The organism is Enterococcus sp. DIV0213h (assembly GCF_051711285.1).
Lineage (GTDB): Bacteria > Bacillota > Bacilli > Lactobacillales > Enterococcaceae > Enterococcus_D > Enterococcus_D casseliflavus.
In genome coordinates, this window is the sequence record NZ_JBIOMH010000001.1 from 3,377,175 (window position 1) to 3,396,350 (window position 19,176).

Here is a 19,176-nt window from a genome sequence, read left to right on the forward strand (position 1 = left end):
TCGCTCCTTACAGCATGATTTTTTTCGGATTCAAACGCAGAATATATAATAGTGGCACCACTGCCGAAAGCAAGATCGTCACGATCCCGGTCACTAAAAAGGCAATGATATAAGGCAAGGTGTATTGAACGCGAAACGCTTCGTTGATCGTTGCTTGATCGATTTTCGGTACGCCCGCAACGCCCACAAAGAATTGCTCCACCCCTGCTTGATTTGCCTCTAGCATACTGCTGGATAACAAAGATTCAGAAACCATCTTGCCCAGCATATTCCCTGTGACCAAGGAGATCAGCATTGCACTGACACCAATCAACAGGAGTTCGAGCACGATTTGTGCAAACACGTATTTCCGTCGTTCCCCTAACGAAAGGTAGATGCCTAACTCATATTTCCGATCTCGGGTAAACAACACAATGATCAAGGAGATAATAATCAAGGAAGCAATCACCGCAATCACTACGACATATGAAGAAATTTGTGATAAGCGATTCATGCTGGTTCCCACACGATCGTACTCATCCGTAGAGGCATTGACCTTATAGCCATTTGGCAAGAGCGGTGTCACCTCTTGTTTGAATTGCTCTGCATCTTCTGGTTGATTCAAAATGAATTGCGGAGTGAAGAACTCCTCATCAGAACCGAAATCTGTCGCTGGAAACGCCGCTTGCTGGCCCGCACGTTCCTCTTCAACAATCGTTTTCACAGCATCATTGGGCATATAGATACGATTGAAGGGCCGATCATCAAATGCAAATGAGCTGACCATGCCATCTTGTCCTTGATCGTTCGCTTGTTCTAAGCTGGTATTTTTAAAGATCCCGACGATTTCGATTGGGTAATCATTGCCTTTTTGCTTCTCAGGGTCCATCCCTGACGAATAATCGACAAACTGTCCGTCTAAGACCATAGTGTCTCCCACGGTCAAGCCGTTTTCCTGAGCAAGCTCTTCAGAAATCAAGCCGACACGTTTTCCCGTACGCTGCTCCTCTTCGTTAAAGAAGCGACCTTGCGTTAAATTCACCGTATCCTCTTCAAAATCTAACGGCTGTAGGAGATTGGTTCCTGTTAAATAGACCGCAGAAGGCATGCCCCCAACGATCATGATATTCTCATCTTCCTCTTGTGGGCTGAAACTATAGGGTTTGAAGTTTTCAACTGCAATCACTGTTTCTCGTAAATAATCGTACTGCTTGACTTCGGAGCGTTCACCGATCTGCTTGATCAGCTCTTCTGACAGCGGCTGAATCTCCTCCATTCTTGCGCCGCTATCACTATTTGCCATCAACGCTTCATAATCGATCTCAATCGTTGCCAGTGAGCCTAATTGGTTTTTGATCTGCTTTTCGACATTTTGAGTCGATTGATTGACCGCAATTGCGCCAGCGATCACATTTCCTAATATCAGAATAACAGCAAACAATATCGCAGATTTCCCTCGCTTTCTCGTCACACTCAGCCATGCTCGTTTCATATAATTCACTTGCCAACATCCTCTCTTTTTTTCTCTAACAAAAGCATACTGGATGAACCTTTAGTGAATCTGTCATTTGCAAATTTTTTCAAAAAAAGCAGAATCGTAGGGAACGTTTGATAAAAAAGACTGTTGTTTCAATGATCGACTCAAGCAATCATCGGAATGTGAATGACAAAAGAAAATACCTCCCAAAAGATTTCTTTGGGAGGCTTTGCTATAGTTAACACAAAAAAAGACAAAGACCACATCTGGGTCTTTGTCTTTTCGCTATCTTATTCGTCGATTTTCTCATTTAATTCGCTGTTACGATAGCCATATACAAAATAGATCGCGATTCCGATCACTAAAGAGATCCCAAAAACGATCCAGGTCGCCGTTTTTAGACGGGTCATCAAGAAGAGACAGCTGGCAACGGACAACAAAGGCAATAACGGTACCAGAGGTACTTTAAATTCACCTTTAGCAGGTGGCCCCATCATCTTCCGCAGCTTGATGATCCCTAAGGACATTAAGATCATATACGACAATGCCGCAATGTTGGTCAATTCTGCCAAGATATTCAACGGGAAAGCTGCCGCAAAGAAGAAAGCAAAAACACCAGCGATGTAGGTCGCTTTCTTTGGTGTTTTATGCTTAGGATCGATGGCTTGCATGGCTTTTGGCAATAACCCATCTTTACTGATGGCATATAACAGACGCGCCAAGGAGTACATCATAGCGATCGTCACTGTTAATAAGGTCAAGATCGCCCCTACGGAAATGATTGATCCGACCACTCCATGACCGACATAACGCATCGCAAAAGCCACCGGATCATTGACTCCTAATTCAGCAAACGGCACGATTCCCGTCATGATCAGTGTGACAATGATATAAAGGACTGTTGCGATCGCAATGGACCCAATGATCCCCCGAGGGACATTTTTCTTTGCATCTTCAACTTCTTCCGCCGCCATTGCGACGGCATCAAAGCCAAGAAAAGCAAAGAAGACTAACGCTGCACCATTAAAGACGCCTGAAAAACCAAAGGGCATAAAGGGCTGCCAGTTGTCTGGTTCCACGAAAAAGGCACCAAAGACGATAAACAAGAGGATCACGCCGAATTTCACCCATACCATGGCATTATTCAAACGCAACGCTTTTTTCGCTTCTTGGCTGACCCATAAGGTTACAAAAATAATGACTAAACCAGCAATCAGATCAATGTAGGTCCCCTTGCTTGGATCATATCCGCCCGTCAAAGCGGTTGGTAAATGGATATCCGCACTGGCCAAGAAGCCTTGCACATAGCCTGACCAGCCAGATGCCACCGAAGAAACGGCCAATAAGAACTCGCAAATCAAAAACCAGCCTGCCAGCCACGCGGTAAATTCACCGAAAACGACATACAGATACGAATAGGCGCCCCCTAAAACAGGGATCCGAGAAGCAAATTCCGCAAAAGAAAGCCCTGATAACACAACAACGATACCAGCTACAACAAAGGAAAGAATCAATGCCGGTCCGGCATACTCAGCAGAAGCAGTCCCTGTAACAACAAAGATACCTGTGCCGATAATGGCGCCGATCCCCAACATAAACAAATCTTTTAACTTCAACTCTTTTTTTAAATTCGTCACACTTTCCCGTTGTATGACTTTTTTTCGAAATAAATCCATAACTCCTCCTCAAAAATATAAGTTTATGTTGCTTTCATATACCCCAGCAAAACACCACCGATAATCACCAGCAGACAACCAATCACCACATAACGCAGTTCTTTCTTGGTTTTCTTTTCGCCGAGAATAAAAATCCCGCCTAGCGTTGAAATGATGATCCCCATCTGCGACAATGAGAAGCCCACCGCGAGTCCGACTTGCTGAACCGTGATCAGCATGCAGACATTTCCGATGCCCCATAACAACCCTGACAAAGTATTTTTCCCTACAAAACGGTCGACCTTCGTCTTCCTTAAAGCAAATAGGCTGGCACCGATCAGCATCCCGACACTTTGTGGCAAAATGATCGCCAAGGGGTCCAATCCTGCCCAAGTAATCAAAATCGTATAGGCGCCGTAACCGATCGTTGATGAGATCAATGCCCGAAATCCTTTAGGAAAATCAAGCATCTTGCTGCCAGCTTCTACCGGACTTTCGCCATCTTGACGAGCGGTCAGATACGCCCCGATCACCAACAAGATCAATGCGCTAACACCTAGTGCATAATCGCGGGTCTGTGTCCATTCTGCAAAAAACAATGCACCTGCGACTGTATTTAAAATCAGCTGCATGCCGGTTGAAAGCGGCAGTCCAACAGACACACCTAAATATTTCATGCCATGGAATTGACCATTTTGACCGACGGACCAAAAGAGACCAGACAAAAGACCGATCAAAATCACCTTTCCATCAATCACTGGCATCGTCACAAAAAATACGACCAGCGAAAAGAAAAAGGCACCAATCGTCATTCCTAGCGTTTGCTGGTTCGCATCCCCGCCAAGTTTGGCACTTACTAAACCAATGCTGCCCCACGCAAACATTGGTACTAATGCAACGAGTATCTCCATTTCATTCATCCTTACCATTCAATTTTAAACACAGGCTTTAGTGTATCAGTGAAAACGTTCTAGGGACAAGTGATTTTTGTCAAAAAACACAAAAAGATACTCGAAAAAAAGCAGATTAACGTTTTTCCTCATAATAACTCAACAACGGAAAGAACAGCGTCATGGTGGTTCCTTTTCCAACTGTCGACGAAGCCGTTAGCTCGATGCCTAATTCCTTCGCTAAACTTTTCGCTAAAAAGAGCCCCAATCCCGTCGAGTGGGTGTCCGTTTGGCGCCCATTTTCGCCCGTAAAGCCTTTATCAAAGATGCGCCGCATGTCTTCTTTAGGAATGCCGATCCCACTATCTTGCAAGTGGAGATAGGTCCCTTGGGCATCTTTTTCGATCCGAATCGTCAGCTGCCCATTTTGTGGTGTGTACTTCACGGCATTGCTGACCAGCTGTCGAAAGATAAAGCCGAGCCATTTTTCATCGGTCAACACTTGCTGATCCTCGCCTTCAACGGCATAGTGCAGGTTCTTTTGGATAAAATAATTGGCCTGACTGCGTAAAACTGGCTGGATGACGGCTTTCAATGAAATTTCTTGGACCAGATAATCTTTTGAAAAGCTGTCTAAGCGGGCGACGTATAAGACTTGCTCGACGTATTCGTTCATGCGGTTCAATTCATTTTCTAGTAAGATGAATTTTTCATCGGGAATATCAAATTCGATCGAATGCAAAAGCAATCGTGATGCAGCTAAAGGGACTTTGATCTCATGGACCCACGAATCGATGTATTCCTTTTGTTCTTCTTGATTGCTGACGACTTGCTGCATCAATTCTTGGTGCTCTCGGATCAACTGATTGATGTAGGATTCGATCCGTTCTTCTTCCGCCGAGCGTGCTCCTTGCAAGTAGTTTTGCAGCAAGCTGTCTCCAGGCTTGGGGGTGATTTTTTGCCAAAAACGCCGCTTAGATAAGTAGCTGATTGCTAAAAAGAACACCATCAAGACACTTTGCATCAAAAAGAGATAGCCGACTGTGCCCCAATCCATCGGGGAATGAGGAGTCAGCCAAAAAACTAAGACCGTCAACACGAAAAAGACTAGCCAACCGATAAACAGCAGCCAACGATCTTTCAAAAAACTGCGCAAAACCCGCCACTTTGTCATGGTACGATGTACCCTTGACCAACCTTGGTCTCAATGTAGCCGTTCATCCCCGCTTGTTCGATTTTTCGTCGCAAACGATTGATATTGACCGTCAAGGTATTGTCGTCTACAAATCGCTCGTCATCCCATAAGGCCCGCAAGAGTTTTTCCCGACTTAAAATCTTGCCGTGATTTTTCATCAAAATATACAGCAGGCGGTATTCGTTTTTGCTAAGATCGATGCTTTCGCCATTGATATACATGCTGCTGTTGTCGATATTGAGGGTCAAACCGTTATGCACTAATGTTTCACTGCTACTTTCTACATAGTTGTAGGAACGGCGCAGCAGCGCATTGATTTTTGCAATCAGAACGTCGATCTCAAAAGGTTTTGTCACAAAATCGTCCGCTCCCATATTCATGGCCATGATCATATCCATATTGGTATTGCGGCTAGAAATAAAAATGATTGGTACTTTGGAAGCTTCGCGGATTTTTTGACACCAATAGTAGCCATCAAAAACCGGCAAGTTGATATCCAGTAAAATCAGTTGGGGCTCTTGTTCTTCAAAGTCAGTCAACACTTGATGGAAATCCGTCGTGCCAAAGGTCTCAAACTGCCATTTTTCTAGTTCTTCGATAATCAGTTGGCGAATCACCGCTTCATCTTCTACTACCATTATTTTTGCCATATCCGTGAATTCCCTCACTTTGTGTAATTTTCTCCTCTTTACTTTATCAAATATCAAAAACGAATGCGAACATTAATCGCCGTTTTTAGCAAACCCTAAAAAACCTCGCCACTGACGGTAGAAGCCAGTGGCGAGGCAAAGCAAAAATGTCTATTGGGTTATTCAATGATCTCTACCGTCTCGATCAGTAATTTACCGATAAACAATAAGATTCCATCGAAAAAAAGCACACTCATGTTGACACCTAATAACATCGATAACCGTTCAACGACATCGATTTTTGGTCGTTTGTTCAAGTAACGAAACAAGAAAAAATTCACACCATACGTCACTGCCATGATCAGCAGCATCAAGATCACCATTTTAGTTCCCTGCTTTTCTTCAAATTTTTGGTTGCTGTGCTAAAAACTGTGTCAGTTTGCTTTGATCGATGGCTTCATACTGCGATAGGAAGCGACCGATCGCTTGAACGACTGCCGGTAGATGACCCGCTTCATCATTTTCGATCTGCAGCACCAGCAGTGGTTCGTGCAGGCTCATTCGCAGCAAGAACCAGCCTTGGCCATAAGGCGCTGTCAAGTTGATGCGAATGCCTTCCTCATTTTCTGGATCGATCTGCCAGCCTGGCAGCAAATGATCGGCTAAATCCGCGATCACTTGGCGACCATAGTCTTGATAGTCGGCTTGTTGGATCGCAAAGCGCAATTCTTGGGTCTCGGCGGGTTGTTGCAACGCCGCGATCAGCTCATCCAGTGTCGTGCCTTGCTGTTGCAATTGAGGCAGCATCATCAAGAGCTTGGCGATCACGTACGCCCCGTCATCTAAAAAGAAATTTTCTTTAAACGCGGCATGCCCGCTGGTTTCGATGGCTAACTGTGTGTCCAGTCCTGCTTCATTCAATTCGATCGCTTTGTTGATCACATTGCGGTAGCCAGAAATATAGCGTACTTGCTGGCCTCCCAGTGCTTCGATAAAGGTTTTTAAATGATTAGAGGTTGGCGAATTGGTGACGATACGCGTGCCAGGGTGTTCCGCTAAGATGATCTTGCTTAATACAGCGATCATATTGTTGCGGTTCAAGGGCTCACCGCTTTTGGTCACGACGGCCGAGCGGTCGACATCGGTATCGAAAATAATGCCTAAATCAGCTTGTTCCCGCAAGACGGCTTCGCGAATACTTGCCATTGCCTCTTTATTGTCTGGATTCGGGATATGATTGGGAAAATGCCCATCCGGTTCTAAAAATTGCGAGCCATTCGTATCTGCCCCTAGCGGCAGCAACACTTTTTCAGCAAAAAAGCCGCCGGCGCCATTGCCTGCATCAACAATGATCTTTAATCCAGCCAAAGGTTTTTCCTCATTGGTTCCCATCCCTTGGCGAATTTTTTGCAGTAGATCTTGGGCATAAGGCGTCAGCAAGTCTTTTTGCTGATAGCTTCCTTTTTCCGCTGCCTCATGAACGGTAGTATGGGTCAAAATATAGTGGATATCCGTTTTTTCGGCACCGCCTTGGCGGCTGAAAATTTTTATTCCATTAAAGTAATAAGGCAAATGACTCGCTGTCAGCATCACACCAGCATCACAGTCGAAATCCGCAAACTGTGTACTCATAAACATGGCAGGTGTCGTTGCCAAGCCGCAATCGATCACTGCCACGCCTTCTTGCTGCAGCTGTGCCATCACCACTTCTTGCAGTGCTTCGCCACTCAAGCGACTGTCACGACCGACTGCCACGCGAAAAGGACCGCTGCCCTTTGTTGCCAACCAGTTGCGCAAGCCCGAAGCAACTTGCCGAACCGCTTGCTCTGTCAGTGTCACCTGCTCTTTTTCTGTTGCGATCGCAATTCCTCGAATATCAGAACCATTTTGCAAATCAACGATGTTCATTTCCTCCACCCCTTCTTGTAACCGGAATCAATTTTATTATACCAGAGAAAAAAGGAAATGAAATTGCTTTTTAGTATTTTTTACTATAAATAGTTTGCTTCCCTTACTCTTTAAACGGAATCCCTTCCAGTTGCAGTAGTCGGCGTTTGGTTGCTAACCCGCCCCGGTACCCCGTCAAGCGACCGTTTTTTCCTAACACACGATGACAAGGAACCACGATCATCATCGGGTTACGCCCCACTGCATTTGCGACAGCGCGGACAGCAGTCGGTCGTTGAATGCGTAGCGCCAAGTCACTATACGTAGTGGTTTGCCCATAAGGAATTTGGGTCAGTGCTTGCCAAACGGTTTGTTGAAACGGTGTCCCGACAAAATCAAACGCAAAAGTAAATGTCACTGGTTCCCCTGCAAAATACGCTTGCAGCTGCGCTTCAATTACTGGATCAAGGTCAGCTGTACTACTGATTTCAGCCAATGGAAAGAACTTGAGTAATTCATGATGATCCTGCTGCCGACCAAAATAAACTAACCCTTTTTCCGATTGGACCACTTCATACCACTCATCATCTAAAACGATCTTTGCCAATGCTAGTTTCATGTTTTCACCTCATGGAATCCATTTTTCGCAGCACAACTGCTGACGTGCTGCCGCCGTTGTGCGGCTGTCTCAGTGACAGTATACCATTTTTTCGAGCTGCGCAAAAAAACCGACTGGCTTACTGCCAATCGGTCGTTGCAAACAAGGGAAAAATAGGTAGATCGCCAGTCGCTGCAGCTTCAATCCGTAGCCATGGCAGGATCAATCCAATTCGATTTTTCCAGTATAGAGCTGATAATAGGTGCCTTTTTCCGCCAATAGCGTTTCATGAGTCCCCCGCTCAATGATACGGCCATGGTCCATCACCATGATGGCATCTGAGTTTTGGATCGTAGACAATCGATGGGCAATCACAAACACGGTCCGTCCAGACATCAAACGGTCCATCCCTGATTGGACGATCCGCTCTGTACGGGTATCGATGCTTGAGGTGGCTTCGTCTAAGATCATCACTGGCGGATCAGCGATCGCTGCCCGCGCAATTGCCAACAGCTGACGTTGCCCTTGGGAAAGCCCTTCGCCATCGCCCGTGATCACGGTGTCGTATTTTTCTGGCAAGTGGTTGATAAACATGTCGGCATTGGCTAATTTCGCAGCTGCCAGCACTTCTTCATCACTAGCATCTAGTTTTCCGAAGCGAATATTCTCGCGAATCGTTCCAGTAAACAAATGGGTGTCTTGCAACACGATCCCTAAGGAGCGGCGCAGGGATTCAAGATGGATTTTTTCAATATTGATGCCATCATAACGAATCTTCCCGTCTTGGATGTTGTAGAACCGATTGATCAAATTGGTGATCGTTGTCTTACCAGCACCTGTGGCACCAACAAAAGCAACTTTTTGCCCAGGCTCTGCATACAGATTGATATCATGTAAGACCAGTTGATTGTCGACATAGCCGAAATCAACATCTTCAAATCGCACGTCTCCCGTCACTTCCGTATAGGTAATGGTCCCATCCTCGTGGGGATGTTTCCACGCCCACGTGCCTGTTCGTTCTTTGGTTTCAACTAGCTGACCTTGCGACCATTTGGCATTGACCAGTGTGACGTAGCCATGATCGATTTCTGGCGTTTCATCTAATAGATGGAAGATCCGCTCGGCACCAGCTAACGCCATGATCACAAAATTGATTTGTTGTGACACCTGGCTGATAGGACCATTTAATGAACGGCTCAGCTGCAAGAAAGAAGCGATCATCCCGACCGTTAGGCCAGAAACACCATTGATGGCAAACAGGCCCCCAATGATGGCGATCAAGACATATTGGACATTCAGTAAGTTCATCATGATCGGCATCAAGGTATTGGCATTGACATTGGCTTTAGTGGCACTTTCTTGTAGTTGGTCATTTAAGGCATCAAATTCTTCCATGACGATTTTTTCATGATTGAAGATCTTGACGACTTTTTGCCCGTGCATCATTTCTTCGATATACCCGTTGACAGCGCCTAAATCTCGTTGCTGTGCGCCAAAGAAGCGGCCGCTGCGGCGAGAAATGATGCGGATCACATTCAGCATCAAAATAATCGACAGCATCACGAACAAAGTCAATGGGACACTGATGGAGAACATAGCGATAAAGACAGAACAAAAGGTTACCGCCGCCATCATCAAGTTTGGAATACTTTGGGAGATCATTTGGCGCAACGTATCCGTATCGTTGGTAAAGTGACTCATGATGTCGCCATCTGAGCGGGCATCAAAGTAACCGACGGGTAGAGACTGCATATGCGTAAACATTTGGTCACGGATTTTTTTCTGCGTCCCCTCACTGATCTTGACCATCATAAAGTTATAGATCAGTGCGGCCAAGATCCCAATCAGGTAGATGATCGCCATTTGAACGATCGCCCGAAACAAACCGCCAAAATCAGGATTGGCTTGCCCTAAAAGCGGTGTGATATGATCGTCGATCACGACTTGTAAAAACAACGAACCGCGAACGTTGGCAAAGGCACTTAATAAGATCATAACAACGACGAATAGAAGTTGTCCTTTGTAGTCGCCAAACATCGTCCGCAATAAGCGTTTCAATGTGCGCTTGGGATTTGCTGCTTGTCTATTCTTCACCTTCACCAAATCCTTTCTGCTGCGAATGGTACACTTCTTGATAGATGGCATTGTTTGCCAATAATTCTTCATGGGTACCGATGCCGTTGATTTTGCCATCATCCATTACGATGATCCGATCGGCGTCTTCGATCGAATTGATCCGTTGGGAAATAATGATCGTCGTCGTTCCAGGGATTTCTCGTTTCAAGCCTTCACGAATACTGCGGTCGGTTTTGGTATCGACGGCACTGGTAGAATCATCGAGGATCAAGATTTTCGGTTTCTTCAACAAGGCACGAGCAATCGTCAACCGTTGTTTTTGTCCACCAGAAACATTGTTTCCTCCTTGTGAGATCTGCGTTTCATATTTATCAGGAAATTCTTGAATGAAGGGATCGGCTTGTGCGATCGTTGCCACGCGCTGGATCTCTTCATCCGACGCTTCTTCATTGCCCCAACGTAAATTGTCGTTGATGGTGCCGCTGAAAAGGACATTGTTTTGCAAGACCATACTTACTTGGTCCCGCAATGCTTCTAAATCATAGTCGCGAACATCATGACCGCCGACGATGACACGCCCTTCAATCACATCATATAAGCGCGGGATTAGCTGGACGAGGGTGGATTTTCCGCTCCCGGTCCCGCCAATGACTCCAATGACTTCCCCGGATTCGATACGCAGATTTGCATCCGTCAGCGCCAGCTTATTTTTGTCATTAGCGTAACTAAAGCCGACATTCTCAAAAACGATGGAGCCGTCTTTGATCTCTTTGACTGGATCGGCGGGATTTTTCAAGTCACTTTCTTCATCTAATACTTCTACGACCCGTTCGGCAGACGTTCGTGCGATCAAAATCTGCACGAAAGCCATCGACATCATCATCAAGCTCATCAAAATCTGCATCGTGTAGTTGAACATGCTGACTAACTCCCCAGTGGTCAGGCTGCTTTGTTCCACGATCAGCTGAGCACCAAACCATGACAGGAGCAGCATACACGTATAGACAGAAAATTGCATCAATGGCATGTTGAAAGAGACGATTCGTTGCGCAAGCGTGAAATTCCGATAAACATCGGTGGACACTTCGCCAAACAGTTCTTCTTGCTGTTCTTCCCGAACATACGATTTCACGACGCGAACCCCTTGTAAATTTTCTTGCACCACATTATTCAGGCGGTCATAAATGCGGAATACTTTTAGAAACAGCGGGTGGGCAAAACGTATAACTAAAGCCAGACCAATCGCTAAGATCGGTAAAACAACCAGATAGATCGTCATAAGTTCTGGACTGATGGTGCTAACCATTGCAAGTGAAAAAATCAGAACTAACGGACTACGGACCAGAATACGAATAATCATTTGGTAAGCATTTTGGACGTTGGTCACGTCAGTGGTCAAGCGGGTGATCAAACTGGAGGAAGAAAAGCGGTCAATGTTTGAAAAGGAAAAATCTTGGATTCGGCGAAACAGATTGTGCCGCAGGTTGCGGGCAAAACCAGCCGAAGCGATCGCTGCCGTTCGTCCGCCAAGCGTTCCTAAAAGTAATGCGATCAAGGAACATAAAAAAAGCAAGCCGCCATCTCTTAGAATCACACCGGCGTCTCCTTTTTCGATCCCTTGGTCGATCATCATGGCCATGATCAGGGGCATAATGACATCTAAGGCAACCTCTCCTGCTACATACACAGGGGTCAGCAAGCTATCCTTCTTATAGCTGCCAACATTCGCGAGTAATTTTTTTATCATTTGTTTCGTCCCTTCTATAGATGGCACTGCGGAGCCATTTTTTATCGTTACCATCAAGTTTACTTTATCGACCCAGCGATTTCAAGCGGCTCGCTTGTGTTTTTTTTACAATTAGTAAGTAAAAAGCACCCTTCCAAAAAGAAGGGTGCTTGCTTTTTTGATGCGGTTTGAAAATGCACTTAGTAAGGATTATTCGGTAGCGTTTGAACCAGCGGTACTGATCGGTTCATCGACATCGTCACCGCCATCATCTGCCGGCGGTGTTTGGGTACTGCCTTGCAAATTGCCGCGGCTGATCCCGATGGTGATCCACGTTTCTAGGGGAATAAACTCGCCGTAGCGGCTCATTTCAACAACGGTTCCTTTTGGTTCCGCCGAATCGACATAGTAGATTTCGTAATAGACGTTGGCGCCTTTTGATTTGTATTCATCAAAGAATAGTTTTGGCAAGTCGCCTTCCGTTGCTTGGAAACGGATGTCTTTTAAATATGGTCGGCCTAATGAGTAGACGACTTTGACGGTTGGCAAAGTATCGCTTTCGCTGTATTCTTTGCCTGCTTCTTCCGACTGGCTCAAGAAACTACCATACGCCACTTGATCGGAATAGACTGTGCTGACTTGCAGCGGGATTTTCGATTCTAGTCCTTGGGCTTCTTCGATCGTGTATTGTGAAAAATCTGGAACGGTCAATGCTTGGCCTTTTGAGACCTTCACCACAAATTCATCTTTTTTCGCGAGTTTGCTGCCTTTGACTGGTTCTTGTGAAACCACCAGATCCAGGGCGACACTGTCAGAAAAGACGGTTTCTTCTTTGTATTTTAAGTCATTCTTTTTCGCCCATTCAGAAGCTTCACTCTTGGCTTTGCCCGTAAAATCAGGTACTTCAATATTCTTTTCAAAGACCTCTTTCCCTTTTGAATAATAGACACTCAAACGGTCTTTGCGTTTGTATTCCGCCAAATCAAGCTCTTTGTTGGCCGCCTCTTGTTTAATAAAGGCTTCTGCTGCTACGTTGTCGTCAAATTGTTCGATCAAAGAGAGGTTCTCGGCTTTATTGCTGGCGATCCATTCTTTTGCTTCGGTCACTTGCATCGCTGAAAAATCTGGCAGCTCTAAGCGTTCTTCAGGATCAGGCCCGAGACTCGCCGTCAGTGTCAATGTGGCACCCTTCTTGATCTTTTTGTCAGGATCAACACTTTGGTCGATCACTTGGTTGACGTCTTTGTCAAAATCATATTCTTGCTCCACTTTGATAGCGACGCCTTCTTCCATGCCCCACGTCCGCGCTTCTGACAGATCTTGGGCAGTGAAATCTGGCACCTTCACATGGGTCATTTGATAGTAGACGATCCCAATCACGGCAACCGCCAAGGCGGTCAGTAGGGCAATCAGCAAGATTTTTTTCTGCTTACGCTTTTTGTAGGTCGGATCAAATTCCGTTTCTTCTTTCCCAAACCGGCTGACTGGTTCCTTTGATGCTACCTTCTCCGTCGAAGAACTCGCCGCTTTTGCTTCAGTCGTCTGTGTTTGTTGTCGGGCTGCCGAACGACTCAGTGGCTCACTAGCGGTCGACTCTTCTGATTGGTGAACCGTCGTCGGCTCTGCTGGTTTGCCCGCTTGCTCCGCGCCACTTGCGTTTTGATCTCCGACAGGTTCGCTGGTTTTTTTCTCGCGATCGGGCGTGGGTTTCTTTTTGCCATCATAGTTGTCCGGGCTAAAATTTGATAAAAAATCACTCATGTTTGCTCAACACACCTTTACGTAAATACAGGACTTCATCCGCTTGTTGAGCGATCTCGTTGGCGTGGGTCACGACGATCACACATTTGTTGTGGACGTGTGCCAGCTCTTTAAAGATATCGATGATTTCTTGTTCCATTTCTTCATCCAAATTCCCGGTTGGTTCGTCCGCTAAAATGATATCGACATTGGTGGCTAACGCCCGGGCGATCGCTACCCGTTGTTGTTCCCCGCCAGATAATTGATTGACGAGACGATCGGCTTTTTCTTTAGTGATGCCTATATAATCCAGCAAATTGTACGCCACTTCTCGTTGATTGTCTGGCAGCTGATTTTTCGTAATCGCCATCGGCACTAAGACATTTTCGACTGCACTCAAATAGGGAATCAGATTATAGCTTTGGAAAATGATACTGATGTCGTCGCGGCGATAATTCTCATGCCCGATTTTTTCGATATCGGTGCCTTCATAAAGTACTTGACCGCTTTTCGGACTATCCAACGCACTGATCAAGGACAAAAACGTCGTTTTTCCCGAACCAGATTGTCCTAAGATGGCATAGAAAGTCCCTTTTTCAAAAGAAACAGAGGTCTCTTTCAGTATATAGCGGCGCTGATCGCCGTCTTGGTAATAGTAATCGACTGCTTTCGTTTCTAATAAAGTCATCGTTGGTTCCTCCTACATCATGATTTTCTTTGGATTCAAGCGTAAAATATACAATAGCGGTAAAATCGCTGAGAGTAAGACAGTTCCTAGACCTAACAGCAGATACGTGATGATGTAGCCGGCTGAGAAGGATACTTGATAAGCATTTTTGATATCCATGTAATCAATATTAGCTGCCATCATACTGCCATAATAAACACCGCCCATCTCATTTTGATTGCTCATCCAATCGTTTTGCATCAAGGTATTTGAAACGGCACCACCTAATAAGTTCCCGGTCACTAAGGACAATAGCAATGCGGCTAAACTAACCAGCAAGACTTCAATCACGATCTGACCAATGACTTTCCCCCGACTTTCCCCCAAGGAAAGATAGATGCCTAATTCTTGTTTCCGATCTCGTAAGAAAAGCAAGACCACTAAGGAAATGATAAAGATGGTAGCGATCGATGCAATGATCACGATGTAATTTGCGATCACTCCTAAACGAGTAAAACCACCGGCGATCTGCTCGTATTGATCCGTATTGGCAACGACGCGGTAGTATTGGGGCAATAACGCACCAGCTTCTTGTTTAAAGGCTTCGACGTCATCCGTTGAATTTAGGACAAAGATCGGTTGATAAAAGTTATCTGCATCTTCATCGATTGTTTCACCCCAAACCTTCTCTGCTTGAATCTTAGTGTAATCGAGGACTAGATTATTACTAGCATAAAACGTATTGATTTGATCCATCACTTGCCATATCGTATCGGAGTTTTGACTACCACTTTGATCCGATGAATCATTTTGATTGCTCTGATCTTTTTTAACTACCGAAAAAATTCCAGCGATCGTCACAGGATAATCAAAGCTGGCACTGTTGCTGTCATCACTAGTTTCTTCTGTGCCATCGTTTTCTTCGTCATCCACGATCTCGCTTCCACCGCCCATCATGATATCTGTCCGGATATCCCAAACCAACTGATCACCAACGCTCAAGTTATTCAGTTCAGCAACTTCTTTACTGATCAATACCGCATTCGTCAGTTCATTTAAATCTTTTTCCGTTAGGCCTTCGCCTTCATCGAGACGAATCAACCCTTCTTGCATATCTATTGGCTGTGTCAAATTGCCGCCTTTCAATGTGAAATATTGACCGCCCATCTGTATTGAACCATCTTCTGGTACATACGCTTTCAGTTCTTTCGTTTCTAAACTGCCCATCATTTGATAGTCATATTGTTTGACATAGCTTAACTGACCGATTTGCTTATAAACATCCAGCGCTGGTGGTTTCGGATAAAAATCCTCTTGAGACCGTTCTTCCTCCGAAACATCCGCATGGTCTTTATCAAAACCTTCCCAATCCATTTCCACCGTAGCTACGTTCCCCATTTTGCGTTTCGTCTCTCGCTCCACGTTGGCAGTGGATTGTTGAATTGCTACAGCACCAGCGATCACATTGCCTAGAATAAATAGAACTAAAAATAAAATAAATGATTTCCCTTTTCTTCTGGTGATACTTTTTAATGCACGCTGCCAAAAGTTCATTGTTTTTTCCTCCAGTGACATTATTTTTTAACAATTATTCCATACTTCTCCCTCAAGAACAATCGCAATAAAGGGTCGTTTTTCGAATTTTAAATATTAAAAAACGAGTACAAACGATATTTCCATTTAAAAACCCTTATAAAAGAACAAGAAAAAGATGTTAAATAACAAATAAAAGAATGGGATTTTTGCTAACAGTTTTGTAAGATTTCCCGATTTCAACTTAAATTTTACTTGGATTCCATCAAAAATGCTTGGCGCTTTCGAGAGTATAAAAAAACGAAGGAATTCTCTCACTCTTTCCCAGCGAGAAAATCCTTCGTTTTGTATCACTTATTTTTCTTTCGTATCGATTACAATCGTCACCGGGCCATCATTGACCAAGGCGACTTGCATATCTGCACCAAATTTTCCAGTAGCAACAGTGATCCCTTCTGCTTTTAAGCCTTCATTAAAAGCTTCGTAAAGCGGGATCGCAATACTTGGCGGTGCCGCTTGAATGAAGCTGGGACGATTGCCTTTCTTGGTCTCCCCATAGAGGGTGAACTGTGAAATACTCAAGACGGCGCCATTTATACTTTCCAGTGACCGATTCATTTTACCTTCTTCGTCTTCAAAAACCCGCAGATTTTTGATTTTTCTTACGAGATAAGCCACATCGTCGCCTGTATCCTCATGGGTGATCCCCAATAAAACCATAAACCCTTGTTGGATCGCACCGACGATATTCTCCTCAATCGACACACTTGCTTGACTGACTCGCTGGATCACTGCCCGCATTCTTTCTCATCCCTTCGTACGTCTGACGCTGTAAACATCTGGAATCTGCTTGATCTTATCAACGATCGATTTCAAATGAGTCAAATTCTGAATCGCCACCGTGATGCGGATCGTTGCCATTTTGTCTTTGTTGGTTTTGGCTTCGACACTCACTAAGCGCTTCGTGACAGTGTTGACTGTCTGTAAGACATCATTGAGCAACCCAGAACGATCATAGCCGTAGATCTCAAGATCGGCATCGTATTCTTTGTTAATGTCGGTGGCATCTTCCCACTCAACATCGATCAAACGGTTCGCGGCGTCTTTGTTTTGAACATTGGGACAATCGCTGCGGTGGATCGAGATTCCTCGGCCTTTGGTAATGTAGCCGACGATCGAATCTCCAGGGACCGGATTGCAGCAGCGGGAGATACGGATCAACAAGTTATCGACCCCTTCAATGACAATGCCGCCTTCGTGACGAACCTTCATTTTTTCTGGTTCTTTTTTCGTCGGTTGATTGATCATCTCTTGGACTTGCTGCTTTTGCTTCTCGATTTGTTTCTCGCGCCGTTCTTCTTCGGTCAAACGGTTGGCTAAAGTCGTGGGACTAACTTCCCCATAGCCGACAGAGGCAAATAGATCATCTTCTGTTTGGTAGTTGAACCGTTCGCAAGCTTCCGCCATTTTGCTTTTCGTCAAAAATTCTTTCGGCACAAAGCCCATATCTTGTAAGGTACGAACCACTGCCTCATGCCCTTTGATGATGTTTTCATCACGATCTTGGGCTTTAAAAAATCGTTTGATTTTGTTCTTCGCTTTGCTGGTAGCCACTAGTTTGACCCAGTCGCGGCTTGGACCAAAGGAATTTGGTGAGGTCAAGATCTCGATAATGTCCCCATTTTTTAGCTTGTAGTCCAATTGGACCATCTTGCCGTTGACCTTGGCGCCGGTGGTTTTGTTACCGATGTCGGTATGGATGCTATAGGCAAAATCCAGGGGACTGGAGCCTTGAGGCAACTCCGTCACATCACCTTTTGGCGTAAATACATAGACTTTGTCGCTGAAAATATCGCCTTTGACACCTTCCATAAATTCAGAAGCATCATAGCTTTCATCTTGTAGTTCCAAGATTTCTCGGAACCAGCCAACTTGTTGGGTCATCTTGTCGGCTCTGACTTTTTCGGTCTTGCCTTCTTTATAGGCCCAGTGCGCAGCAACCCCAAATTCAGCGATCTCATGCATTTCATGGGTCCGAATTTGGATCTCGACAGGATTGCCTTTGGGACCAATGACCGTCGTATGCAGCGATTGGTACATGTTGGCTTTTGGCATCGCGATATAATCCTTGAACCGCCCAGGCATTGGTTTCCATTTTGTATGGATCGTTCCCAAAACCGCATAACAATCTTTGATGGAGTCAACGATCACTCGGATCGCCAACAAATCATAGATTTCATTGAACTGTTTCTTTTGGTCTTTCATCTTGCGATAGATTGAGTAAATATGCTTTGGTCGGCCATAGATCTCAGCATAGATATCTAGTTCCTCGGTGGCGATTCGAATCTCTTCTACGGTTTCAGAAACGTAGGATTCCCGTTCTTCTCGCTTTGTCTGCATCAAATGCACGATTCGGTAATATTGCTGTGGATTCAAATAACGCAAAGAAATATCTTCTAATTCCCATTTGATGCGGCTGATCCCTAAACGATGAGCCAATGGGGCATAGATTTCCATCGTTTCTTGGGCGATGCGGCGTTGTTTGTCTTCCCGCAGATGTTTCAACGTACGCATATTATGTAAACGGTCAGCCAGTTTGACCATGATGACCCGTAAATCTTGCGCCATGGCGATCAACATTTTTCGATGATTTTCTGCTAATTGTTCTTCATGAGATTTGTACTTGATCTTACCCAGCTTGGTCACGCCATCCACTAGCATCGCTACATCGGCACCGAATTCTTCTTTCAGATCGGCTAACGTCACATCGGTATCTTCGACGACATCATGCAAAAAACCAGTTGCAACGGTATGAGGGTCCATCTGCAATTCTGCCAAGATCCCCGCAACTTGGATTGGATGAATAATGTAAGGCTCGCCGGATTTACGGAATTGTTCTTTATGGGCTTCTGTCGCGTAATCTAATGCTTTTTGGACAAAGGCAACATGCTCTTCACTCATATAATGAGCGACCAATTTGATGACATTGGGCCCGGTCAATATAACTTCTTTTGCCATTCATTCCGCCTCCTGCTTTTCTTTTTTGTGCTATCAAAAAGGCAGACAGAAGTCGCTGTTAACGTTTCGTCACGCACCCAAAGCCTTGCGGACAAACGTTCTAAGC

At 45.0% G+C, this 19,176-nt stretch carries 15 protein-coding genes; all 15 read right to left on the minus strand.

All coding sequences use genetic code 11. The annotated features are described in order from the left end of the window. Positions 1-7 precede the first annotated feature (7 nt). The 15 genes from IGI77_RS15755 to IGI77_RS15825 all read right to left on the minus strand — a co-directional run bounded on the left by IGI77_RS15755 (position 8) and on the right by IGI77_RS15825 (position 19,070). Positions 8-1,471 carry an ABC transporter permease gene (locus tag IGI77_RS15755; RefSeq protein WP_438770542.1) on the minus strand — a complete coding sequence of 488 codons (1,464 nt, stop codon included), beginning with the start codon at positions 1,469-1,471 and terminating at the stop codon, positions 8-10. Positions 1,472-1,746: 275 nt separating this feature from the next. Beyond that, on the minus strand, positions 1,747-3,132 hold the full coding sequence (locus IGI77_RS15760; protein WP_438770332.1) for an APC family permease: 1,386 nt from the start codon (positions 3,130-3,132) through the stop codon (positions 1,747-1,749). 23 nt (positions 3,133-3,155) lie between these two features. Continuing rightward, positions 3,156-4,022: a GRP family sugar transporter gene (locus IGI77_RS15765; RefSeq protein WP_015510464.1), complete on the minus strand. Its 867-nt coding sequence runs from the start codon at positions 4,020-4,022 to the stop codon at positions 3,156-3,158. 115 nt (positions 4,023-4,137) lie between these two features. Continuing rightward, positions 4,138-5,175: a two-component system sensor histidine kinase SapS gene (gene sapS, locus IGI77_RS15770; protein WP_016621950.1), complete on the minus strand. Its 1,038-nt coding sequence runs from the start codon at positions 5,173-5,175 to the stop codon at positions 4,138-4,140. After that, positions 5,172-5,846 carry a two-component system response regulator SapR gene (sapR, locus tag IGI77_RS15775; protein WP_005227794.1) on the minus strand — a complete coding sequence of 225 codons (675 nt, stop codon included), beginning with the start codon at positions 5,844-5,846 and terminating at the stop codon, positions 5,172-5,174. Before sapR ends, sapS begins: the two co-directional genes overlap by 4 nt. Positions 5,847-6,004: 158 nt before the next feature. Next, entirely contained in the window at positions 6,005-6,208 is a 204-nt protein-coding gene (locus IGI77_RS15780; RefSeq protein WP_005227790.1) for a hypothetical protein, read from the minus strand. A gap of 19 nt (positions 6,209-6,227) precedes the next feature. Continuing rightward, positions 6,228-7,733, minus strand: coding sequence for a phosphomannomutase/phosphoglucomutase (locus IGI77_RS15785; RefSeq protein WP_438770333.1), 1,506 nt, complete (start codon positions 7,731-7,733; stop codon positions 6,228-6,230). Positions 7,734-7,836: 103 nt separating this feature from the next. Further along, positions 7,837-8,331 (minus strand): methylated-DNA--[protein]-cysteine S-methyltransferase, encoded by a 495-nt coding sequence (locus IGI77_RS15790; RefSeq protein WP_015510466.1) that lies wholly within the window; start codon positions 8,329-8,331, stop codon positions 7,837-7,839. Positions 8,332-8,532: 201 nt separating this feature from the next. Further along, complete coding sequence (locus IGI77_RS15795) at positions 8,533-10,455, minus strand: ABC transporter ATP-binding protein (RefSeq protein WP_005227782.1); 1,923 nt, start codon at positions 10,453-10,455, stop codon at positions 8,533-8,535. Then, complete coding sequence (locus IGI77_RS15800) at positions 10,394-12,133, minus strand: ABC transporter ATP-binding protein (RefSeq protein WP_010749042.1); 1,740 nt, start codon at positions 12,131-12,133, stop codon at positions 10,394-10,396. Before IGI77_RS15800 ends, IGI77_RS15795 begins: the two co-directional genes overlap by 62 nt. Positions 12,134-12,322: 189 nt before the next feature. Continuing rightward, complete coding sequence (locus tag IGI77_RS15805; protein ID WP_015510468.1) at positions 12,323-13,873, minus strand: PASTA domain-containing protein; 1,551 nt, start codon at positions 13,871-13,873, stop codon at positions 12,323-12,325. Next, entirely contained in the window at positions 13,866-14,540 is a 675-nt protein-coding gene (locus IGI77_RS15810; protein WP_005227776.1) for an ABC transporter ATP-binding protein, read from the minus strand. Before IGI77_RS15810 ends, IGI77_RS15805 begins: the two co-directional genes overlap by 8 nt. A 12-nt stretch (positions 14,541-14,552) precedes the next feature. Next, entirely contained in the window at positions 14,553-16,094 is a 1,542-nt protein-coding gene (locus IGI77_RS15815) for an FtsX-like permease family protein (RefSeq protein WP_123834773.1), read from the minus strand. Positions 16,095-16,406: 312 nt separating this feature from the next. Beyond that, positions 16,407-16,853 (minus strand): D-aminoacyl-tRNA deacylase, encoded by a 447-nt coding sequence (gene dtd / locus IGI77_RS15820; RefSeq protein WP_005227772.1) that lies wholly within the window; start codon positions 16,851-16,853, stop codon positions 16,407-16,409. Positions 16,854-16,859: 6 nt separating this feature from the next. Beyond that, complete coding sequence (locus IGI77_RS15825; RefSeq protein WP_005227770.1) at positions 16,860-19,070, minus strand: RelA/SpoT family protein; 2,211 nt, start codon at positions 19,068-19,070, stop codon at positions 16,860-16,862. Positions 19,071-19,176 lie beyond the last annotated feature (106 nt).